Source organism: Mycobacterium sp. IS-2888, assembly GCF_001954215.1.
Classification (GTDB): Bacteria; Actinomycetota; Actinomycetes; order Mycobacteriales; family Mycobacteriaceae; genus Mycobacterium.
Window position 1 is genome coordinate 1 of the sequence record NZ_MBET01000025.1, and the last position, 19880, is coordinate 19880.

At 67.5% G+C, this 19880-nt stretch carries 18 protein-coding genes and 1 tRNA gene; 9 read left to right on the top strand and 10 right to left on the bottom strand.

Annotation, left to right across the window (positions count from 1 at the left end; translation table 11 throughout):
• Positions 1–147 precede the first annotated feature (147 nt).
• The 4 genes from A5745_RS03975 to A5745_RS03990 form a co-directional block, all read right to left on the bottom strand.
• Positions 148–222: transfer RNA gene (locus tag A5745_RS03975), tRNA-Val, on the bottom strand.
• A gap of 71 nt (positions 223–293) precedes the next feature.
• Positions 294–755 (bottom strand): peroxiredoxin, encoded by a 462-nt coding sequence (locus tag A5745_RS03980; RefSeq protein ID WP_076115170.1) that lies wholly within the window; start codon positions 753–755, stop codon positions 294–296.
• A complete protein-coding gene (locus tag A5745_RS03985) occupies positions 755–1177 on the bottom strand; it encodes a DUF3052 domain-containing protein (RefSeq protein ID WP_076061181.1) in 423 nt (140 codons plus the stop codon). The genes A5745_RS03980 and A5745_RS03985 overlap by 1 nt, the downstream gene beginning before the upstream one ends.
• 92 nt (positions 1178–1269) lie before the next feature.
• Positions 1270–1851 carry a hypothetical protein gene (locus A5745_RS03990; RefSeq protein ID WP_076061179.1) on the bottom strand — a complete coding sequence of 194 codons (582 nt, stop codon included), beginning with the start codon at positions 1849–1851 and terminating at the stop codon, positions 1270–1272.
• A gap of 127 nt (positions 1852–1978) precedes the next feature.
• Here A5745_RS03990 and aceE point away from each other — a divergent pair, with 127 nt between their 5' ends.
• From aceE to A5745_RS04025, 7 genes are all read left to right on the top strand, one after another.
• Positions 1979–4768, top strand: a complete 2790-nt coding sequence (gene aceE, locus A5745_RS03995) for a pyruvate dehydrogenase (acetyl-transferring), homodimeric type (RefSeq protein WP_076061177.1) — start codon at positions 1979–1981, stop codon at positions 4766–4768.
• Positions 4769–4912: 144 nt separating this feature from the next.
• A complete protein-coding gene (locus A5745_RS04000; protein ID WP_076115171.1) occupies positions 4913–6238 on the top strand; it encodes a CdaR family transcriptional regulator in 1326 nt (441 codons plus the stop codon).
• 140 nt (positions 6239–6378) lie between these two features.
• A complete protein-coding gene (locus A5745_RS04005) occupies positions 6379–7287 on the top strand; it encodes an ACP S-malonyltransferase (protein WP_076115172.1) in 909 nt (302 codons plus the stop codon).
• A gap of 71 nt (positions 7288–7358) precedes the next feature.
• A complete protein-coding gene (acpM, locus tag A5745_RS04010; protein WP_076061171.1) occupies positions 7359–7706 on the top strand; it encodes a meromycolate extension acyl carrier protein AcpM in 348 nt (115 codons plus the stop codon).
• Positions 7703–8953 carry a 3-oxoacyl-ACP synthase KasA gene (kasA, locus tag A5745_RS04015; RefSeq protein ID WP_076115173.1) on the top strand — a complete coding sequence of 417 codons (1251 nt, stop codon included), beginning with the start codon at positions 7703–7705 and terminating at the stop codon, positions 8951–8953. The genes acpM and kasA overlap by 4 nt, the downstream gene beginning before the upstream one ends.
• A gap of 27 nt (positions 8954–8980) precedes the next feature.
• Positions 8981–10234, top strand: coding sequence for a 3-oxoacyl-ACP synthase KasB (gene kasB, locus A5745_RS04020; protein WP_076061167.1), 1254 nt, complete (start codon positions 8981–8983; stop codon positions 10232–10234).
• 48 nt (positions 10235–10282) lie between these two features.
• Positions 10283–11704, top strand: a complete 1422-nt coding sequence (locus A5745_RS04025) for an acyl-CoA carboxylase subunit beta (RefSeq protein ID WP_076115174.1) — start codon at positions 10283–10285, stop codon at positions 11702–11704.
• Positions 11705–11810: 106 nt separating this feature from the next.
• Here the strand turns inward: A5745_RS04025 and A5745_RS04030 are convergent, their stop codons facing one another.
• From A5745_RS04030 to A5745_RS04050, 5 genes are all read right to left on the bottom strand, one after another.
• Positions 11811–12554: a GDSL-type esterase/lipase family protein gene (locus tag A5745_RS04030; RefSeq protein ID WP_076115175.1), complete on the bottom strand. Its 744-nt coding sequence runs from the start codon at positions 12552–12554 to the stop codon at positions 11811–11813.
• Positions 12551–14161, bottom strand: coding sequence for an FAD-dependent monooxygenase (locus A5745_RS04035; RefSeq protein WP_076115176.1), 1611 nt, complete (start codon positions 14159–14161; stop codon positions 12551–12553). The genes A5745_RS04030 and A5745_RS04035 overlap by 4 nt, the downstream gene beginning before the upstream one ends.
• A gap of 77 nt (positions 14162–14238) precedes the next feature.
• On the bottom strand, positions 14239–14868 hold the full coding sequence (locus A5745_RS04040) for a TetR/AcrR family transcriptional regulator (RefSeq protein ID WP_076115177.1): 630 nt from the start codon (positions 14866–14868) through the stop codon (positions 14239–14241).
• A gap of 42 nt (positions 14869–14910) precedes the next feature.
• Positions 14911–16440, bottom strand: coding sequence for a glycerol-3-phosphate dehydrogenase/oxidase (locus tag A5745_RS04045; RefSeq protein ID WP_076115178.1), 1530 nt, complete (start codon positions 16438–16440; stop codon positions 14911–14913).
• Positions 16437–17006 carry a TetR/AcrR family transcriptional regulator gene (locus tag A5745_RS04050; RefSeq protein WP_076115179.1) on the bottom strand — a complete coding sequence of 190 codons (570 nt, stop codon included), beginning with the start codon at positions 17004–17006 and terminating at the stop codon, positions 16437–16439. Before A5745_RS04050 ends, A5745_RS04045 begins: the two co-directional genes overlap by 4 nt.
• Before the next feature lie 47 nt (positions 17007–17053).
• On the opposite strand from A5745_RS04050, the gene A5745_RS04055 reads away from it, so the two are divergent.
• Both A5745_RS04055 and A5745_RS04060 read left to right on the top strand, forming a co-directional pair.
• Positions 17054–18631, top strand: coding sequence for an FAD-binding oxidoreductase (locus A5745_RS04055; protein ID WP_139329441.1), 1578 nt, complete (start codon positions 17054–17056; stop codon positions 18629–18631).
• Positions 18628–19539, top strand: a complete 912-nt coding sequence (locus A5745_RS04060; protein WP_076115181.1) for a diacylglycerol kinase — start codon at positions 18628–18630, stop codon at positions 19537–19539. The genes A5745_RS04055 and A5745_RS04060 overlap by 4 nt, the downstream gene beginning before the upstream one ends.
• A gap of 30 nt (positions 19540–19569) precedes the next feature.
• Here the strand turns inward: A5745_RS04060 and A5745_RS04065 are convergent, their stop codons facing one another.
• Positions 19570–19866 carry a hypothetical protein gene (locus A5745_RS04065; protein ID WP_254848493.1) on the bottom strand — a complete coding sequence of 99 codons (297 nt, stop codon included), beginning with the start codon at positions 19864–19866 and terminating at the stop codon, positions 19570–19572.
• Positions 19867–19880 lie beyond the last annotated feature (14 nt).

The following is a 19880-nucleotide window of genomic DNA, read 5'->3' on the forward strand; positions in this document are numbered from 1 at the left end:
CACCCGCCCATACCCAACAAAACCAGCACCGCAAAATCCGCACTCAGAATCAGGCCTCTGTAGCGACGACATACCCCACCCGCCACCGCCCCCTGGGTACTGCGGGTAGCGGTCGGCGCGGTCAGTCGCGCTGACCTGCAATAACTTTGGTGGGCGCGGACGGTATCGAACCGCCGACCGCTGGTGTGTAAAACCAGAGCTCTACCACTGAGCTACGCGCCCTTGAAACGTCCGCCGCAGGCTACACGTCAACAGCCTAACCAGCCAAAACCGTCAGGCCTTCTCAGGCCTTCTCAGCTCTTTAAGGCCGCCAGCGCGTCGGTCCACAGCTTCTGGTCGCGGGCCTCGCCCGGCTCCTTCATCTCGGCGAACTGGATGATTCCCGATCGATCGACGACGAAGGTGCCGCGATTGGAGTATCCGGCGGCGTCGTTGAACACGCCGTAGGCCTGGCTGACCTCGCCGTGCGGCCAGAAATCCGACAAGACCGGAAACGTGAAACCGCTCTCCAGGGACCAAATCTTGTGCGTGGGCGGCGGGCCCACCGAGATCGCCAGCACCGCGCTGTCGTCGTTTTCGAAAACGGGCAAGTGATCACGCAGCAGGTCGAGTTCACCCTGGCAGATCCCGGTGAATGCCAGCGGGAAGAACACCAGCAGGACGTTCTTGGCGCCGCGGTAGGAGCTCAGCGTGACGCGCTGCTGATTCTGATCGCGCAAGGTGAAGTCCGGGGCGGGCGTTCCGACCGGCAGCATCAACGCTTCCCGGCCCGCGACTTCGGCTGAACCAACCGGCTGGCGCTCCAATCACCGAGGTTGACCGACGAGGTCGGCATCAACCCCGCGGTGGGGGCCGCCTCGGCGATCTCGGCCGGCAGGACGTGACCGGGCTTGCCCGTCTTGGGTGTCAGCACCCAGATCACGCCGTCCTCGGCCAGCGGGCTGATCGCGTCCATCAGGGTGTCCACCAGATCGCCGTCCCCATCTCGCCACCACAGCAGGACGACGTCGACCACCTCGTCGGTGTCTTCGTCGAGCAGGTCACTGCCACAGGCTTCCTCGACCGCGGCGCGAATGTCGTCGTCGGTGTCTTCGTCCCAGCCCCACTCCTGGACGACTTGGTCCCGTTGGATGCCCAGCTTGCGAGCGTAGCTCGGGGCGTCATCCGCCGCGACCACCGTGGAGCCTCCTTTTTGCCATGTGCGCCGTGCGATGGGGATTATCGTCGCACAGCCGGAACGCGGTCCACACCCGTGCCTCGTAACGCGTGTCAGAACGACGCCAGGCACAGTTTGAGGGCCTTCGTCTTCGTGTCGTTGAGCTGATTGACCCGCCTGTTGAACTCGCCCGTCGGCGCATGCGTACCGATGGCGTTCGCGACCCCGCGGGCGGCGTCGATGTACGCGTTGAACGCGTCCTTCATCTGCGCCGACAGCGCGTCGCTGAAGCTGTTGGCCACCGTCGAGGCGCTGTCGTTGAGCGCGTCGATGGCCGGGCCTTCGGTCGGCCCGGTGTTGCGGCCCGCATTGAACGCCCCGACAAAGGCATTCACCTTGTCGATCGCGGTGCTGCTAGTGGTGGCCAGCGAGTCGCACGAGGTGCGAACCGCCCGCGTCGTCAGGGATTGCTGCCGCTGGGTTTCCCGGATGCTGGACGTCGCGGCCGACGCGGACACCGACGCGGACACCGACTGGCGGTAGGCCGGGGCCACCTTCGTATCGGGCGTCGCCGTGCCGTTGGTGACGGTGGTACAGCCCACGATGCCCATCACGACCACCGCGACACACCCGAGCGCCAGAGCGCCTCGCTTTACGGCTTCCCCCGCAAGGACGGCACGCCATCCGATGAGCACAGCTAGACGTTACCGGGTGGCCGTCCCCGCCGCCTGCGGCACACCGCGGCTACCCGCCCGGGACGCCGGTGCGGCACGATAGAAGGCGAAACCGCGGGCAGACGACCCGCCAACCGAGGAGCGGAAGTTGACCACCGAGTTCGCGCGCCACGATCTGGCCCAAAACTCAAGCAGCCCAAACGAATCCGATCGGGTGCGGGTGATCCGCGAAGGCGTCGCGTCCTATCTGCCCGACATCGACGCCGAGGAGACCAGCGAGTGGCTCGAATCGTTCGACGAAATGCTCGAACGCTCCGGGCCCGCCCGCGCCCGGTATCTGATGCTGCGCCTGCTGGAACGCGCCGGTGAGCAGCGGGTCGCGATCCCGGCGCTGACCTCCACCGACTACGTCAACACGATCCCCACCGAACTCGAGCCGTGGTTCCCGGGCGACGAGGACGTCGAGCGCCGCTATCGGGCCTGGATCAGGTGGAACGCGGCGATCATGGTGCATCGCGCGCAGCGACCGGGCGTCGGCGTGGGCGGCCACATCTCGACCTACGCCTCCTCGGCGGCGCTCTACGAGGTCGGCTTCAACCACTTCTTCCGCGGCAAGGCCCATCCCGGCGGCGGGGACCAGATCTTCATCCAGGGCCACGCGTCGCCGGGCATCTACGCCCGCGCCTTCCTGGAGGGCCGGCTGACCGCCGACCAGTTGGACGGGTTCCGCCAAGAGCACAGCCATCCCGGCGGCGGCCTGCCGTCCTACCCGCACCCGCGGCTGATGCCCGACTTCTGGGAGTTCCCGACGGTGTCGATGGGGCTGGGCCCGATGAACGCGATCTATCAGGCCCGTTTCAACCACTACCTGCACGACCGCGGCATCAAGGACACCTCCAACCAACACGTGTGGGCATTCCTCGGCGACGGCGAGATGGACGAGCCGGAGAGCCGCGGCCTGGCCCACGTCGCGGCGCTGGAGGCACTGGACAACCTGACCTTCGTCATCAACTGCAACCTGCAGCGCCTCGACGGCCCGGTGCGCGGCAACGGCAAGATCATCCAGGAACTGGAGTCGTTCTTCCGGGGCGCGGGCTGGAACGTCATCAAGGTGGTGTGGGGCCGCGAGTGGGATGCGCTGCTACACGCCGACAAGGACGGCGCGCTGGTCAACCTGATGAACACCACGCCCGACGGCGACTACCAGACCTACAAGGCCAACGACGGCGCCTACGTGCGCAACCACTTCTTCGGTCGCGATCCGCGCACCAAGGCGCTCGTCGAGCACATGACCGATTCCGAGATCTGGAACCTCAAGCGCGGCGGCCACGACTACCGCAAGGTCTACGCCGCCTACCGGGCCGCCGTCGACCACAAGGGCCAGCCGACGGTGATCCTGGCCAAGACGATCAAGGGCTACTCGCTGGGCGCCCACTTCCAGGGCCGCAACGCCACGCATCAGATGAAAAAGCTTGCGCTGCAAGACCTCAAGGACTTCCGCGACGCCATCCGGATCCCGATCAGTGACGCGCAGCTGGAAGACGACCCGTACCTACCGCCGTACTTCCACCCGGGTCCCGAGGCCCCGGAGATCCGCTACCTGCTCGACCGGCGCCGCGCGCTGGGCGGCTTCCTGCCCGAGCGGCGCACCAAGGCCAAGGCGCTGAACCTGCCGGGCCGCGACACCTACAAGGCGCTGAAGAAGGGGTCCGGCACCCAAGAGGTGGCCACCACCATGGCGACGGTGCGCACGTTCAAGGAAGTGTTGCGCGACAAGGAGATCGGGCCGCGCATCGTGCCGATCATTCCCGACGAGGCGCGCACGTTCGGCATGGACTCGTGGTTCCCGAGCCTGAAGATCTACAACCGCAACGGCCAGCTCTACACCGCCGTCGACGCCGAATTGATGTTGGCGTACAAGGAAAGTGAAGTCGGCCAGATACTGCACGAGGGCATCAACGAGGCCGGGTCGGCGGCATCGTTCACCGCGGCCGGCACCTCGTATGCGACGCACAACGAGCCGATGATCCCGATCTACATCTTCTATTCGATGTTCGGGTTCCAGCGCACCGGCGACGGCCTGTGGGCCGCGGCCGACCAGATGGCGCGCGGCTTTCTGCTCGGGGCCACCGCCGGGCGGACCACGCTAACCGGCGAGGGCCTGCAGCACGCCGACGGCCACTCCCTGCTGCTGGCCGCCACCAATCCGGCCGTCGTCGCCTACGACCCGGCGTTCGCCTACGAAATCGCCTACATCGTGGAAAGCGGACTGGCCCGGATGTTCGGCCAGAACCCGGAGAACGTGTTCTTCTACATCACCGTCTACAACGAGCCCTACGTGCAGCCGCCGGAGCCGGAGAACTTCGACCCCGAAGGCGTGCTGCGCGGCATCTACCGCTACCACGCGGCCACCGAGCAACGCACCAACAAGGCGCAGATCCTCGCGTCGGGGGTGGCGATGCCGTCGGCGTTGCAAGCCGCCGAGATGCTGGCGGCCGAGTGGGACGTCGCCGCCGACGTGTGGTCGGTGACCAGCTGGGGCGAATTGAACCGCGACGGCGTGGCCGTGGAGACGGCGCGGCTGCGCCACCCCGACCAGCCCGCCGGTGTCCCCTATCTGACCAAGGCCCTCAACGGGGCCGTCGGACCGGTGATCGCCGTATCGGACTGGATGCGCGCGGTCCCCGAGCAGATCCGGCCGTGGGTCCCCGGCACCTACGTCACGCTGGGCACCGACGGGTTCGGCTTCTCCGATACTCGGCCCGCCGCGCGGCGCTTCTTCAACACCGATGCGGAATCTCAGGTGGTAGCCGTGCTGGAGGCGTTGGCCCGCGACGGGGAGATCGACCCGTCGGTACCGGTCGCTGCCGCCCGTCAGTACCGGATCGACGACGTGCAGGCCGCCCCGGAGCAGACATCCGATCCCGGCGTCGCCTAAGGCCGTGGCACTTCCCCCGCGAGCGTGCGGCTAGCCGCACGTTCGGGGTCCAGCGTGCGGCTGGCCGCACGTTCGGCGCGGGAGGCGCGGCGGCAGCGCGTGGCTTTGGCGGAAAGTTCCATAAATGTGACGTAGGTTTTAGGGGTGAATGACAACCCGTTCGCCGGTCCTTTTGCCAAGCATCCAAGGTCGCCGCTGGAATTGCTGGACACCGTCCCCGATTCCCTGCTGCGTCGGCTGAAGCAGTATTCGGGCCGGCTGTCCACCGAAGCGGTGAACGCCATGCAGGATCGGTTGCCGTTCTTCGCCGACCTGGAAGCCTCCCAGCGGGCCAGTGTCGCGCTGGTGGTGCAGACGGCCGTCGTGAACTTCGTCGAATGGATGCACGACCCACACAGCAACGTCAGCTACACGGCCAAGGCCTTCGAACTGGTGCCCAAGGACCTGACCCGACGGATCGCGCTGCGCCACAGCGTGGACATGGTTCGGGTCACCATGGAGTTCTTCGAGGAAGTGGTGCCGCTACTGGCCCGCTCCGACGAGCAGCTGACCGCGCTGACGGTGGGGATCTTGAAGTACAGCCGCGACCTGGCCTTCACCTTCGCCGGCGAGTACGCGGACGCGGCCGAGGCGCGGGGCAACTGGGACAGCCGCATGGAGGCGAGCGTCGTCGACGCGGTGGTGCGTGGCGACACCGGCCCGGAGCTGCTATCTCGTGCGGCGGCGTTGAACTGGGACACCACCGCGCCGGCGACGGTGGTCGTCGGGACCCCGGCACCGGGCCGCGAGGATGCGAACGGACAGGGTGACAGCGAGCGGGCCAGCCAACACGTTCGTGACGTCGCCGCCGTCCATGGCCGCGCGGCGCTCACCGACGTGCACGGCACCTGGCTGGTGGCGATCGTGTCGGGCCCGTTGTCGCCGACGGAGAAGTTCCTGGGTGACCTGTTGGTCGCGTTCTCCGACGACCCGGTGGTCATCGGACCCACCGCGCCGATGCTCACCGCGGCTTATCACAGCGCCAGCGAGGCGATATCGGGGATGAACGCCGTCGCGGGCTGGAGCGGCGCGCCCCGGCCCGTGCTGGCCCGAGAGCTGCTGCCCGAACGCGCCCTGATGGGAGACGCATCGGCGATCGTCGCGTTGCACACCGACGTGATGGGGCCGCTGGCCGAGGCCGGGCCCACCCTCGTGGAGACCCTTGAAGCTTTCTTAGATTCGGGCGGCGCGATTGAGGCTTGCGCCCGCAAGTTGTTCGTTCATCCAAACACCGTGCGGTACCGCCTGAAGCGCATCACGGACTTCACGGGCCGCGATCCCACCCAACCCCGTGATGCGTATGTGCTGCGTGTGGCGGCGACCGTTGGTCAGCTCAACTACCCCACGAGCCCGTCTAGTGTCGGCAGCAACGCCCTGACGCAGGTTCCTCTCCCGGTCAGAGGGGGTGCGGTGGCGCCGTCCGCGAGATAGTGATCCAGGCAACAGATCGCGGCACGATATCAAACATGTTGCTTACGGAGCTGTTTTGTAAGGTGTATACAAAAACCTAAGACGAGGTTCATAATCTGTTACACCCGCCAAAACCGTTTCCACAGTGTTCTCTTAGACACGTGATTGCGTTTCTCGCGCCCGGACAGGGTTCGCAGACCGAGGGGATGCTGTCGCCGTGGCTGGAGTTGTCCGGCGCGGCGGACCAGCTGGCCCTGTGGTCGAAGGCCAGCGGCCTTGATCTCGTGCGGCTGGGCACCACCGCCTCGACCGAAGAGATCACCGACACCGCGGTCACCCAGCCATTGGTCGTCGCGGCCACGCTGCTGGCTCATCAGGAACTGACAAAGCGCGGTCTGCTCGCCGGCGAGGAATTCATCGCGGCCGGTCACTCCGTCGGCGAAATCGCGGCCTACGCGATCGCCGGTGTGATGGGCGCCGACGACGCCGTCGCGCTGGCCGCCACCCGGGGCGCCGAGATGGCCAAGGCCTGCGCCCTCGAGCCGACCGGCATGTCCGCCGTCCTCGGCGGCGACGAGGCGGAGGTACTGGCCCGCCTCGAGCAGCTCGACCTGACCCCCGCGAATCGCAACGCCGCCGGCCAGATCGTGGCCGCCGGCCCGCTGGCCGCGCTGGAGAAGCTCGCCGAAGACCCGCCGGCCAAGGCCCGGGTGCGCGCCCTCGGCGTGGCCGGAGCGTTCCACACCAAGTACATGGCGTCGGCTCTTGACGCGTACGCCGCGGCGGCCGCCGCGATCGCGACCGCCGAGCCCACCGCCACGCTGCTGTCCAATCGCGACGGGAAGCCGGTCACCTCGGCGGCCGCTGCGATGGACGCGCTGGTCGCCCAGCTGACCCAACCGGTGCGCTGGGACCTGTGCACCGAGTATCTGCGTGAGAACACTGTCACGGCGATTGTGGAGTTCCCGCCCGCGGGCACCCTCACCGGCATCGCCAAACGCGAACTTCGGGGGGTTCCGGCACGCGCCGTCAAGTCGCCCGCAGACCTGGACGAGTTGACCAACCTCTAACGCAGTCCAGTACAACCAAAAAGCACGTCAGTTCGATTTACACACAACACATTACGAAGGGAAGCAAGGCTGTGGCCGTCACTCAGGAAGAAATTATCGCCGGTATTGCCGAGATCATCGAAGAGGTCACCGGTATCGAGCCCTCCGAGGTCACCCCGGAGAAGTCGTTCGTCGACGACCTGGACATCGACTCGCTGTCGATGGTCGAGATCGCCGTCCAGACCGAGGACAAGTACGGCGTGAAGATCCCCGACGAAGACCTCGCCGGTCTGCGCACCGTCGGTGACGTCGTTGCGTACATCCAGAAGCTCGAGGAAGAAGACCCCGAGGCCGCCGCTGCGCTGCGCGCCAAGATCGAGTCCGAGAACCCCGACGCCGTGGCCAACGTCAAGGCGAGGATGGAAGCGGACACCAAGTGACCAAGCCTTCCACTGCTAATGGCGGTTACCCCAGCGTTGTGGTAACCGCCGTCACGGCGACGACAGCAATCGCGCCGGACATCGAGAGCACGTGGAAGGGTTTGTTGGCCGGCGAAAGCGGCATCCACGTACTCGAAGACGAGTTCGTCACCAAGTGGGACCTGCCCGTCAAGATCGGCGGGCACCTCAAGGAGCCTGTCGACAACCACATGGGCCGGCTGGACCTGCGGCGCATGTCCTACGTCCAGCGCCTGGCGAAACTGCTGAGCGGTCAGTTGTGGGAGACCGCGGGCACCCCGGAGGTCGATCCCGACCGGTTCTCGGTCGTTGTCGGCACCGGTCTGGGCGGCGCCGAGCGGATCGTCGAGAGCTATGACCTGATGAACGAGGGCGGGCCCCGCAAGGTGTCGCCGCTCGCCGTTCAGATGATCATGCCCAACGGCGCCGCGGCGGTGGTGGGCCTGCAGCTGGGGGCCCGCGCCGGGGTGATAACGCCGGTGTCGGCCTGCTCGTCGGGCTCGGAGGCAATCGCCCACGCGTGGCGTCAGATCGTCATGGGTGATGCGGATATCGCCGTGTGCGGCGGAGTCGAAGGTCCCATCGAGGCGCTGCCCATCGCGGCGTTCTCCATGATGCGGGCCATGTCGACTCGCAACGACGAGCCCGAGCGTGCGTCGCGGCCGTTCGACAAGGACCGCGACGGCTTCGTGTTCGGCGAGGCCGGGGCGCTGATGATTATCGAGACCGAGGAGCACGCCAAGGCCCGCGGCGCCAAGCCGTTGGCCCGGTTGCTCGGTGCCGGCATCACCTCGGACGCCTTCCACATGGTGGCGCCCGCGGCGGACGGCGTGCGTGCCGGCCGGGCGATGACGCGGGCGATGGAGCTGGCGGGCTTGTCCCCCAAGGACGTCGACCACGTCAACGCACACGGGACCGCAACGCCGATCGGCGACACGGCCGAGGCCAACGCGCTTCGGGTCGCCGGTTGCGAAAAGGCCGCGGTGTATGCGCCGAAATCGGCGCTGGGGCACTCAATCGGCGCAGTCGGGGCGCTCGAGTCGGTGCTTACGGTGCTGACCCTGAGGGACGGGGTCATCCCACCCACCCTCAACTACGAAACCCCTGACCCCGAAATCGATCTGGACATCGTCGCGGGCGAACCGCGCTACGGCGAGTACCAGTACGCGATCAACAACTCGTTCGGGTTCGGAGGGCACAACGTCGCGCTCGCGTTCGGGCGTTACTAAAGCACGGAAGGAACGTTCGCCACACCCATGACAGAGCTGGTTACGGGGAAAGCTTTCCCCAATGTGGTCGTCACCGGCATTGCCATGACGACTGCCTTGGCACCCGACGCGGAAACCACCTGGAAGTTGCTCCTGGACAGCCAGAGTGGGATCCGTCTCCTCGAGGACCCCTTCGTCGAGGAGTTCGACCTGCCGGTCCGTATCGGCGGGCATCTCGTGGAGGAGTTCGACAGCCAGCTGACTCGCATCGAGCTGCGCCGAACGGGCTATCTGCAAAGGATGTCCACCGTCTTGGGCCGCCGGGTGTGGGAGAACGCCGGTTCACCCGAAGTCGACACCAACCGGTTGGCCGTTTCCATCGGCACGGGTCTGGGTTCGTCTGAGGAAATGGTCTTCAGCTACGACGACATGCGGGCCCGCGGCATGAAGGCGGTCTCTCCGCTAGGCGTGCAGAAGTACATGCCCAACGGAGCGGCCGCGGCGGTCGGGCTGGAACGGCACGCCAAAGCCGGTGTGATGACACCGGTTTCGGCGTGTGCGTCCGGTTGCGAGGGCATCGCCCGGGCGTGGCAGCAGATCGTGCTGGGTGAGGCGGACATCGCGATCTGCGGCGGCGTGGAGACGCGGATCGAGGCGGTGCCGATCGCGGCGTTCGCGGCGATGCGCATCGTGATGTCGACCAAGAACGACGACCCCGCCGGTGCGTGTCGCCCGTTCGACCGGGACCGCGACGGTTTCGTGTTCGGCGAGGCCGGCGCCCTGATGGTGATCGAGACCGAGGAGCACGCAAAGGCCCGCGGCGCCAACATCCTGGCCCGGATCATGGGGGCCAGCGTCACCTCGGACGGCTTTCACATGGTCGCGCCGGACCCCAACGGGGAACGCGCCGGCCATGCGATGACGCGGGCGATCCAGCTCGCGGGCCTCACTCCCGGCGACATCGACCACGTCAACGCCCACGCCACCGGCACCCAGGTCGGCGACCTGGCCGAAAGCAAGGCCATCAACAACGCCCTGGGCAGCAACAAGCCGGCGGTATACGCCCCCAAGTCCGCCCTCGGCCACTCGGTCGGTGCGGTCGGCGCGGTGGAGTCGATCCTGACCGTGCTCGCGTTGCGGGATCAGCTGGTCCCACCGACACTGAATCTTGAAAACCTCGATCCAGAGATCGATTTGGACGTGGTGGCGGGTAAGCCGCGGCACGGTGATTACCGGTACGCGATCAACAACTCGTTCGGATTCGGCGGTCACAACGTGGCGATCGCCTTTGGGCGGTACTAAACCCCAGCGCCATCAACCCCGAGCAACACCGGAAACAGGAGACCCGCAATGACACTCATGGCCCCCGAGGCGGTCGGCGAATCGCTCGACCCCCGAGACCCGTTATTGCGTCTGAGCAATTTCTTCGACGACGGCAGCATCCAACTGCTGCACGAGCGTGACCGCTCGGGCGTGCTTTCCGCCGCGGGCACCGTGAACGGTGTGCGCACCATCGCGTTCTGCACGGACGGAACGGTGATGGGCGGCGCCATGGGCATCGAGGGTTGCACGCACATCGTCAACGCCTACGACACCGCCATCGAGGAGCAGAGCCCGATCGTGGGTATCTGGCACTCCGGCGGCGCCCGGCTGGCCGAAGGCGTCAAGGCGCTGCACGCGGTGGGCCTGGTGTTCGAGGCCATGATCCGAGCGTCCGGCTATGTCCCGCAGATCTCGGTGGTCGTCGGCTTCGCCGCCGGCGGCGCCGCCTACGGGCCGGCCCTGACCGACGTCGTGGTGATGGCGCCGGAGAGCCGGGTGTTCGTCACGGGGCCCGACGTGGTGCGCAGTGTCACCGGCGAGGACGTCGACATGGCCGCGCTCGGCGGCCCGGAGACTCACCACAAGAAGTCCGGGGTGTGCCACATCGTCGCCGACGACGAGCTCGACGCCTACGAGCGCGGCCGCCGGTTGGTCGGATTGTTCTGCCAGCAAGGGCATTTCGACCGCACCAAGGCCGAGGCCGGCGACACCGACATTCACGCGTTGCTGCCCGAGTCGTCGCGGCGTGCCTACGACGTGCGCCCGATCGTGACCGCGATCCTCGACGACGAGACACCGTTCGACGAGTTCCAGGCCAACTGGGCGCCGTCGATGGTGATCGGGTTGGGCCGGTTGTCCGGCCGCACGGTCGGCGTGCTGGCCAACAACCCGCTGCGCCTGGGCGGCTGCCTGAACTCCGAAAGCGCCGAGAAGGCGGCACGTTTCGTGCGCCTGTGCGACGCCTTCGGCATTCCGCTGATCGTGGTCGTCGACGTTCCCGGTTATCTGCCCGGCGTCGACCAGGAGTGGGGCGGCGTGGTGCGTCGCGGTGCCAAGCTGCTGCACGCGTTCGGTGAGTGCACGGTTCCGCGGGTCACGCTGGTCACCCGAAAGACCTACGGCGGGGCCTACATTGCGATGAACTCCCGGTCGCTGAACGCCACCAAGGTGTACGCCTGGCCGGACGCCGAGGTCGCGGTCATGGGCGCCAAGGCCGCCGTCGGCATCCTGCACAAGAAGAAGCTGGCTGCCGCGGCCGACCACGAGCGCGAAGCGCTGCACGACGAGCTGGCCGCCGAGCACGAGCGGATCGCGGGCGGCGTGGACAGCGCCATCGAGATCGGCGTGGTCGACGAGAAGATCGACCCGTCGCACACCCGCAGCAAGCTCACCGAGGCACTGGCCCAGGCACCGGCACGCCGCGGCCGCCACAAGAACATCCCGCTGTAGCTCGCGTTCCTACTGCGAGCAGACGCAGAATCGCACTCGCGCGCGCTGCGCAGTGCGATTCTGCTGGGGGCACCTCCCGCTTGCGGGGGACTGCTCGCGGCGTATTTCAGGAATCCAAGAATCGCTGAACGGCCTCCGTGAGGATGCGCCCACCGTTGGTGTTGAGGTGAATGCCGTCGATGTGGAATTGCCAGCCGTTGCGCCGAGCGATCTCGTCAAAGCTTTGGCGCAGCACCATCTCCCGCCACAGGTAGTCGCGGTAGAGCGACGCGAAGGAGAACCGGGTGAACGGCTTGGTCGTCGCCGCCCCGGCAAGGCGCTCCTGGAAGGCTTCGTAGAACGGGATGTAGTCCGTGGAGTCGCGCGCGGCGGCTTCGCGGATGATGCCGTTGTAGGTACCGAAGAGCTCGTTGAGCCGCGCCTGCACCGGATGGCCTGAACCGGGTGCCTCACCCACCGGGGCAAGGGAACTCAGCGCGACCCTGGCATTGGTCTCCCGTTGCAGCCGGCGCACGATGACGGCCAGGTTCTCGGCGAACCGCGCGGGTGTCGGTTCGTCGCGGAGCCCCTTAAGAGTGCGAACGAATCGCCGGAAGTTGGGAAAGACGCTCGCCATGATGTCGTTGCTGCCGATCAGCACGATGACCCGGTCCGGCCGGCGGGCGATCACCCGGTCGAGGCGCCGGACGGCGTTGGCCGACAGATCCCCGCCGACGCCGAAGTTGGCGAACCGAAATCGGTTGTTGCGGGGCCGCTTTTCCAGCTCGTCGATCCATTTGTACGTTCCCCTCGACGCGGTGGTGCTCGACCCCAGGCAGGCCACCGTTTCGGAGCGCGGCGGGTTGGTCATGGCGTGCGGCCGAGGATCCGGCACAGCACCCGACCGAGCTCGTCACCCGGTGAGCGCGGGAGCTCGTCGGCGCGCCAGGCGACGAAGTCGTCGGGGCGCACCAGCAACGCCCCGTCGGGCGCGAGTCCTGCGACGGCGGACCACGAGCCGTCGACATCGACCGCGGCGCCGATGCGCCGGACGGTAATTGGGATACCGGTGGCCTGCGACGCGCGGGCCGCGGCGTCCGACCATGCGGCGTCGTCGTCCCCGGTGAGCAGCGTGAAGCCGGGCCCGAGCAGGTCGAGGGTGGAGACACGCTTCCCGTCGTCGACGACCCAGGCGTGCGGGACGCGCGTGCCGGGCTGCCCGCGCAATTCGTCGACCAGCGACACGGCGTCGGGATCCACCGGCGCCGGAGCATCGGAAACCACTGCGCCCGAACGGTATTGGTAGCCGATAAGCACGGCGAACATCGACGCCTCCTCCTCCGGCGGCAATAGCGGCCGGTCGTCGTCCAACCGCAGGAAGGCCAGCGACGGCCCAGTGAGCGACTGGCGCGCGTTGAAGCGCCCGACCGGGTACCGCTCGGCATGGTAAGTGCTCAGCAGCTCCGGGCCGGCGGTCCCGTTCACGACGGCCGCCAGCTTCCACGCCAAGTTATGCGCGCTTTGGATGGCGGTGTTGGCTCCCCCGGCCTTGAACGGCGGCATGGTGTGGGCCGAGTCGCCGACGAGAAACACTCGGCCGCAGCGGAATTGGTCGGCCACCCGCTCGTAGGGCTGCCAGGGTGCCACGTCGATGACTTCCACGTCCATCGGCTCGCCGATCGCTTTCGTCAGCATCTCGCGGCACCGCTGGGCGGTGAACTGTTCGGCGGTTTCGCCGCGGGCGGGAAAGTAGGTGCTGATGAACATGCCGAAGTCGTCGCGCACCGGCAGAAAGATGCCCTCCACGTCGGGATTCTTGACTTGGATGCCGTCTCCCGGGCCGAGGTCGCCGACGAATTTTCGCCACGGCGCCCGGAAGTAGACGAACACGACATAGATCGGCAGTGCCCCGTAGCCGGAGGTCGTCACGCCCAGCGCGTCGCGGATCGGGCTGTGCACGCCGTCGGCGGCGACGAGATAGTCGGCGCGCACCACCTCGGTCGCGCCCGACTCACGATCGCGGATGACCGCGGTGACGCCGCTAGCGTCCTGGTCGAACGAGCCCAACTCCGTGTTGTAGCGCGCCTCGCTGCCGTGCCGGCGGATGTGGCTCAGCAGCATCGGCTCGAAGGCGCTCTGCGGGCAGTACTGGCCGCCGGGCTCGGGGCTCAACTCCTCGAAGGGCGCGAAGATCGCGTTGACGTCGAGCGTCTGACTCTGTTCGGCGCTGTTGAGCGTCGGCTTGCTCAGCACGTCGGTAACGCCGTGGGCAATCGCGTGGACCTCGTCGGCCAATCCCAGGCCGCGCAGGATCTCCAGGCTGCGGAAGCTCAGGTTGCGCGCCTTCGGGTAGATGAACACCTCGGCGCGCTTTTCGACCAGCAGAGAGTGAACGCCGTGTTTGGCGAGCAGCGCGGAGGTGGCCAGGCCGGCGGCTCCGGCGCCGACGATCAGGACCGGGACATGCTTCACGTTCATCGCCGTCTCCCCTCTAGGCGGAACTAGATAGTTCCGTGTAATTCCAATGTGGCACGGCGCGGCCTAATGCGCAACAACTACGGCGCCGGACCCCCGGCCATCGGCAAGATCACGTCTTCGAGCATGCGCCGGACATAGACCCGGTCGATTGGACGTCCGGTGATCACCCGTAGCACGTTGAGGCCCAGCGCGACGTCGGGGATCAGGCTGAGGTCGCGGTCGGCCGGGATTTCCCCGCGAGCCACCGCATGGTCGAGTATCGCGCGGACCACCTGCCGCGGGGTGGACAGCACCAGGTCGTCCAGGGCGGCCGCGAGGACGGGGTTGTGCATGGCCGCCGTCGCCACCCCGACAACCACCCGAATCATGTGCGTGTCAGCGTCATTCAGGTCGGGAGTGGCCGCGACCAACGCGTCGATGTCACCGCGAAGGCTGCCGGTGTTGGGCGGTTCGATGGGCCCCAGTCGCCGCCTCCAATGCGCGATCGCGTCGGCGACCACCACCTCCTTCGACGGCCAGCGACGATAGATCGCCGCCTTCCCGACGCCGGCGCGCGACGCCACGTCGTCCATGCTCAACCGGTCATAGCCGACTTCGGCGACGCCCGCCAGGGTCGCGTCGAGGATGGCCGCATCCAACGACCGATCCAGGCGCCCGGGGCTTCGGGATCGGCTCGACGCGCTCGTCTGGCCGCTTTCGCGCTTCATGATGTTCCTAACGATACGGACTAGTTCCGTTTAATGGTATCCTCAGCCGAGGCGCGCCACGAATTCCTTGGCCACTCCGGTCGCCCGCTCGCGATCGCGGGCGACCAGGCCGATCCGGGTCCGCCGGTCCAGGATGTCGTCGACGTCCAGTGCGCACTCGTGAGTGACGGCGTACTCGAACTCCGCCCGGGTCACGTCGATGCCCTCGGCGACGGGCTCCGACGGGCGCTCGCAGGTCGCAGCGGCGATGACGCTGGGCGCCTCGGCGCCGTAGCGCAGGATCAGCGACTCGGGCAGGCCGACCATCGGCGGCACCGTCGAACCCGGGTTGGCCGGGGCGCCGACGAGCGGTAGATTGCGCGTCCGGCAATTGCCGGCACGCAAGTGCCGCAGTTCGACGGCGCGGTCCACGACATCCTCTGCCATGTAACGGTATTCGGTCAGCTTTCCCCCGATCACGCTGATGACGCCGGAGGGCGATTCGACGACGGCGTGCTCGCGCGAAACATCGGCGGTGCGGCCTTCGCCGGTGTCGATCAGCGGGCGCAGACCGGCGTAGGCACCGATGACATCGCTGGCCTGCAGCGCGGTCCCCAGCGCGGTGTTCACCGTGTCTAACAGGAACGTGATCTCCTCCGACGACGGTTGTGGCACATCGGGAATCGGACCGGGAGCGTCCTCGTCGGTCAGGCCGAGGTAGACGCGGCCCAGTTGCTCGGGCATGGCGAACACGAAGCGGTTGAGCTCCCCGGGGATCGGAATCGTCAGCGCGGCAACAGGATTCCCGAACGCGCTGGCGTCGAACACCAGGTGGGTTCCGCGGCTGGGACGCAACCGCAGCGATCCGTCGATCTCGCCCGCCCACACCCCCGCCGCGTTGACGACGGCACCGGCGGACACGTCGAACGACTCGCCCGTGCGTTGGTCGGTCAGGCGGACCGAGCCGCCGGTGGCCTCAGACGCCGCGACGTAGGTGAGAATCCGGGCGCCGTGCTGCCCGGCGGTGCGCGCCACCGCGGTCACCAGCCGGGCGTCGTCGATCAACTGCCCGTCGTAGGCCAGCAGGCCACCGTCCAGGCCGTGGCGTCGAACCGTCGGCGCCATCTCCACCACACGACCGGCCGAAACCCTGCCCGATCGGGGCAGCACCGACGACGGCGTCCCCGCCAGCACCCGCAGCGCATCACCGGCGAGGAATCCCGCGCGCACCAAAGCGCGCTTGCCACGACTCATCGACGGCAGCAACGGGACCAGCTGGGGCATCGCGCGCACGAGGTGAGGGGCGTTGCGCGTCATCAGGATTCCGCGCTCGATCGCGCTGCGTCGGGCGATCCCAACGTTGCCCGTCGCCAGGTACCGCAGGCCACCGTGGACCAATTTCGAACTCCACCGGCTGGTGCCGAACGCCAGATCGTGCTTTTCCACCAGCGCCACCCGCAGGCCCCGTGATGCGGCGTCCAGGGCGATCCCGACGCCGGTGATGCCGCCACCGATCACCAGCACGTCCAGCGGCTCGCCGTCGGCGAGGGCGTTCAGGTCGGCCGTACGACGCGAGGAGTTCAAGGCCGTCACGACAGGTAACCATTCAGCGAGTAGGTGAGCTCGTTGGCCAGCGCATCGGAATCAAGAATCGGCCGGACGATCCGCTCCGACTGGATCGTCGACTGGGCGATCAGCAGCACCATGGTGGCCATCTGCAGCGGATCGCCGGCACGGACGCTGCCGTGGCGCTGGGCCGCGCGCAACCGATCGGCTAGGGCGTCGATCAACATCTGCTGACTCGACCCCAGCCGCTCGGTGATGTAGATCGGCGCCAGCTCAGAATGCATCACCGACATAACCAAGTCATCGCGACGCAGCAGATTGGCCACCGTAACGATCTGTTGCACAAGGGATTCCCGGTCTTCGCCGAGCAATGGCGCGTTGCGCATCACCCCAACGATGCGTTGAGTCAGCAGTGCCGCCACGATCGAGCGGGTATCCGGCCAGCGGCGGTAGACGGTCGGCCGGCTCACGCCGGCGCGCCGGGCGATCTCGGCCAGGGTCACCCGGTCCACCCCGAAATCGACCACACAGCTGGCGGCGGCCGCAAGGATCCGTTCTCGGGTGTCGACTGGTGCGTTACTGATTGACAGCATGTGTAATACTGTAACGCATGACGCACCTCGAGGAACTCCTCCCGCCGATGAAGTGGAACGCGTGGGGAGATCCCGCCGCGGCCAAGCCCCTGTCCGAGGGGATCCGGGCGCTGCTGAAGCAGGCCGTGGGACTGGACGATTCCGCCGAGACCGAACTGGACGCCGATGACGTCGAGCTGCGCCCGTCCGCGCTCACACCAGAAGATCGAGACGCGCTGACCGCGATCGTCGGCGACGGCTACTGCCGCGTCGCCGATCGTGACCGGTTGTTGCACGCGGGCGGCAAGTCGACCATCGACATGCTGCGGCGCAAGGAGAAGGTCCAGGACGCGCCCGACGCCATCCTGTTGCCCGGCGACGAAGACGCCGTGGCCGCGATCCTGCGCTACTGCTCGGAGCGCGGCATCGCCGTCATCCCCTTCGGGGGCGGCACCAGCGTCACCGGCGGCCTGAATCCCACCCGCGCCCAATTCGACGCGGTGGTCTCCCTCGACTTGCGCCGCTTCGACCGGCTCATCGACCTCGACGAGGTGTCCGGGCAGGCGGTGTTCGGCGCCGGCGTCACCGGGCCGGACGCCGAACGCATGCTTGGCGCCCAAGGCTTTTCGCTCGGGCATTTCCCGCAGAGCTTCGAGTACGCCACCATCGGCGGCTTCGCCGCAACCCGTTCGTCGGGCCAGGACTCGGCGGGCTATGGCCGGTTCAACGACATGGTTCGCGGGCTCCGGGTGGTCACTCCGGTCGGCATCCTGGATCTGGGCCGCGCGCCGGAGTCGGCCGCCGGTCCCGACCTTCGTCAGCTGCTGATCGGCTCGGAAGGCACCTTCGGCGTCATCACCCAGGTGCGGCTGCGCGTGCACCGCGCGCCGGAAGCCGTCCGCTACGAGGCGTGGTCGTTCCCGGATTTCGCGACCGGGGCCGCGGCCCTGCGCGCGGTCACCCAAAATGCCACGGGCCCCACCGTCATTCGGCTCTCCGACGAAGCGGAGACCGGGGTCAACCTCGCCACCACCGAGGCGATCGGCGAAAACCAAATCACCGGCGGCTGCTTGGGAATCACGGTCTTCGAGGGCACCACGGAACACGTCGAAAGCCGGCACGCCGAAACCCGCGCACTGCTGGCGGCGCAGGGCGGCACGTCGCTCGGCGAAGCGCCGGCCCAAGCGTGGGAACGCGGCCGGTTCGCCGCGCCGTACCTGCGCGACTCGCTGTTGTCCGCGGGCGCGCTCTGCGAGACGCTCGAGACCGCCACCGATTGGTCCAACATTCCCGCCCTCAAGGCCGCGGTTACCGAAGCGCTCACCGGTGCGCTGGCCGAGACCGGCACGCCGGCGCTCGTGATGTGCCATATTTCGCACGTCTACCCCACCGGCGCCTCGCTGTACTTCACCGTCGTCGCGGGGCAACGCGGCAATGCGATCGAGCAGTGGCAGAAGGCCAAGAAGGCGGCGTCGGACGCGATGGTGGCCCACGGTGCAACCATCACGCACCACCACGCGGTCGGCGCCGACCACCGACCCTGGATGCGCGACGAGGTCGGGGATCTCGGTGTCCAGGTACTGCGCGCGGTGAAGGCGACCCTGGACCCGGCCGGAATCCTCAACCCCGGCAAGCTGATTCCGTGAGTACGCGTGAAATCGCCAAAGTCACCGCGCTGACCAATCCCGTGTCGGGGCATGGCGCCGCGATCCGCGCCGCGCAAATCGCGATCGCAAGGCTGCACGATCGGGGCGTGCAGGTCACCGAAATCATCGGCGACGACGCCGAAGACGCGCGCCACCTTGTCGGCGCCGAGCTCGAGCGAGGAACCGACGCGGTCATGGTCACCGGGGGCGACGGCGTCGTCTCCAATGCCCTACAGGTGTTGGCGGGCACCGACATTCCGCTGGGAATCATCCCGGCGGGCACCGGCAACGATCACGCCCGCGAATTCGGCATTCCCACAAAGGATCCCGAGGCGGCCGCCGACATCGTCGTCGACGGCTGGACGGAAACCATTGACCTGGGCCGGATTCGCGACAGCGATGGCACCGACAAGTGGTTCGGCACCGTCGCCGCGACGGGATTCGATTCGCTGGTGACCGATCGCGCCAACCGGATGACCTGGCCGCACGGCCGGGCGCGTTACTACATCGCGATGCTCGCCGAGCTTTCGAGGCTACGGTTGTTGCCGTTTCGGCTGGTGCTCGACGGGACGAAAGAGATCGACGCCGACATCACGCTGGCGGCCTTCGGCAACACCCGCAGCTACGGCGGTGGACTGCTGATCTGTCCCAATGCCGACCCCACCGATGGTCTGCTCGACATCACGATGGCCCATTCGGCGTCCCGGACCAAACTGGTCCGCCTGTTCCCCACCGTCATGAAGGGCACCCACGTCGACCTCGACGAGGTGAGCACCGCACGCGCCACATCGATCCACGTCGACTGCCCCGGCATCAACGTCTACGCCGACGGCGACTTCGCCTGCGCGCTGCCCGCCGAGATCTCCGCGGTACCCGCGGCGCTGCAGATTCTGCGCCCCGCGCGGTAAGCACGAGCGCCGTGGGGTGATGGCCGTTCATCACAGACAGCAGATCTGGTCGTGGAGCTCGTCGAGGTAACCGTCGTAGGCCGCGACGATGTCGTCGAGGTCGAGTTGCTCGGGTAGGTCTTCGGGGCACTGCCGCGCAATCAGATACGCGATGGTATCAGCGACTACGCGGGTTTCGTCGGCGTCGGGTCCGGCGATGCGCGCGACGACCTCCGGCGTGGCTCGCACCCGGATCGCGACGAGCTCCTCGCCCTGGTCGACACGCACGAGGTACTCGTGATCGCCAAGTGCTTCGATTCGCGGAGTTTCGATTTTTTTCATTGTCATGACGCACCTCCACG